This is a genomic window from Halorubrum sp. AJ67 (assembly GCF_000513435.1).
This window is the reverse complement of sequence record NZ_CBVY010000019.1, coordinates 123,739-125,801: the sequence shown is the minus strand read 5'-3', so window position 1 is coordinate 125,801 and position 2,063 is coordinate 123,739. Positions and strand designations below refer to the sequence as shown.

Genomic DNA, 2,063 nt, shown 5'->3' with positions numbered 1-2,063 from the left:
ACGAGGTCGCCGCCCCGCGGTAGGGGCGACCGGCGCGAGTCGCCCCGGTCCGAACGCCGCCACCGAGCGGAGAATCGACCGAATAACACCTAAAACAGTCATTTTCACCGATTCGAATCGGCTCGTCGGCCCGCGCTCGACCACGCCGAACGTCCGGGATATTTTGTTATCGATCGTGTCGTTTCGAGTCGTCGACGAAGAGCGCGCCGAAGTTGACAGAATTTAATTCTTACCTTTAATCCTGTAATAATATTGTCCCGACACGCGGGGTTAACCATCGGCCGAAACACGACTTAGATGTGTATGTTCGGTCAGCGAACTCCTTATTAAATCGGGGTATATTCGGCTAAGACGTGAGAAACAACAAATTCAGCGGGATCTTGTTTGATTCCGTGTGGATGTCACGTAACGAGTCGACCGATCGGTTCCCGTCCCGGCAACGCGTGGTCGATCCGTTCGACGACCGGGCGGTCAATCCCGTCGACCACCGGGCGAGCGCGTCGGAGGGGATCGCATGAACAGCCCGATCGAGATGACGAAGTACCGGACGCTGCTGCTCGCGACGGTCGGATTCAACTTCTCGTTCCTGATCTGGTTCTCGTTCGCGCCGTTCACGGGGCCGATGGCCGAGGAGTTCGGGCTGTCGGTCGCGGAGATCGGGATCTTGGCGAGCGCGGCGATCTGGCTCGCGCCGTTCGGCCGGATCCTGACGGGGTGGCTCTCCGACAAGTTCGGCGCGCCGGCCGTCTTCGCCATCGTCTTAGCGTACGTCGGCGTGTTCTCGATGTGGAGCGCGGTCGCGGAGTCGTACGCCGTCTTCTTCGGCACGCGGCTGATCGTCGCGACGGCCGGGATCACCTTCGTCATCGGGATTCAGCACGTCTCCGAGTGGTTCGACGAGGCGGAGCTCGGCACCGCCGAGGGGATCTACGCCGGGATCGGGAACGCGGGCGCGGCCGGCGGCGCGCTGCTGCTCCCGCGGGTGTTCTCGACCGGCTGGGACGGCCCCCTGTTCAGCGTCAACTGGCGGGCCGCGTTCTTCTACACCGGGGTCGTCTCGATCCTGCTCGCCGTCGTCTACTACGTGTTCGGCGAGGCCGCGAAAAGCGACGAGAAGCGGCGGGCGACCGCCGAGGGCGCGAGCTTCAAAGAGTGGGTGTTCACCGCGACCCGGTACGGGACGGTCGTGCTCGCGTTAGCGTACGTGATGACGTTCGGCCTCGAACTGTCGATGAACGGCTGGCTCGCGACCTACTACCGCGAGGGGTTCAACACGGAGAACCTCGTCCTCGCCTCGACGTTCGCGGCGACGTTCTCCGTCGCGGCCGGCCTGCTGCGCCCGATCGGCGGGTACGTGAGCGACCGGCTGGCCCGCGCGGAACGGAACATCCTCCCGATATTCCGGGGGCGGTACCGCGAGCAGTGGACGTTCGTCTCGCTGTGTTTCGTCGTCGTGACGATGTTCGCGATGACGCTCGCTGGGCTGAGCGGGCGGGTGGCACTCGCCGTCGGCACCGGGTTCCTCGTCGGGATGGGCTGTGCGTTCTCCGAGGGAGCCATCTTCGCGCAGGTGCCCGCGATGTTCCCGAACAGCTCCGGGGCGGTCGCGGGCGTCGTCGGCGGCGTCGGCACCGTCGGCGGGATCGTCTACCCGCTCGTCTACGCCGCGCCGTTTCTCCCGAACCTCCACCTCGGCTACTCGATCGTCGCCGTCACGATGGTCCCGATCGTGCTGCTGACGGCGTGGGTGTTCCAGCCGCACGTCGCCGAGCGGGCGACCGACGCCGGGTTCGTCGGGGACGACGAGTCGGCAGCCGTCGCGGACGACTGATCTGGCGCGGCCGACCCGGTACAACCGACCGACACGGGGCGGCCAACCCGGCGCGGTCAAGACGGGACGCGTCGCTCTAAGAGAGTTCAGCGCGCGTCGTTCGAGAAAATGCTCCGGCTGGGATTCGAACCCAGGTCATCACCGTGAGAGGGTGATATGATTGGCCGGACTACACCACCAGAGCACGTCCGTTCGTCGCAAATCTACGGTAGGAAAGACGATACTAAAACAG

2 protein-coding genes and 1 tRNA gene are annotated in these 2,063 nt (G+C 64.7%); 2 read left to right on the top strand and 1 reads right to left on the bottom strand.

Annotated features, from left to right (window positions below; translation table 11 throughout):
* Nucleotides 1–353: 353 nt before the first annotated feature.
* On the top strand, nt 354–518 hold the full coding sequence (locus BN903_RS17640; RefSeq protein WP_195155813.1) for a hypothetical protein: 165 nt from the start codon (nt 354–356) through the stop codon (nt 516–518).
* A 14-nt stretch (nt 519–532) separates the two neighbouring features.
* A complete protein-coding gene (locus BN903_RS13270) occupies nt 533–1,831 on the top strand; it encodes an MFS transporter (RefSeq protein WP_195155815.1) in 1,299 nt (432 codons plus the stop codon).
* A gap of 109 nt (nt 1,832–1,940) precedes the next feature.
* On the opposite strand, the gene BN903_RS17635 is transcribed toward BN903_RS13270, so the two are convergent.
* Nucleotides 1,941–2,015, bottom strand: a tRNA-Glu gene (locus BN903_RS17635).
* Nucleotides 2,016–2,063: the final 48 nt, after the last annotated feature.

Coding starts and splice junctions, on each gene's coding strand:
- BN903_RS13270 (WP_195155815.1), top strand. CDS start 533: ATGACGAAGTACCGGACGCTGCTGCTCGCGACGGTCGGATTCAACTTC.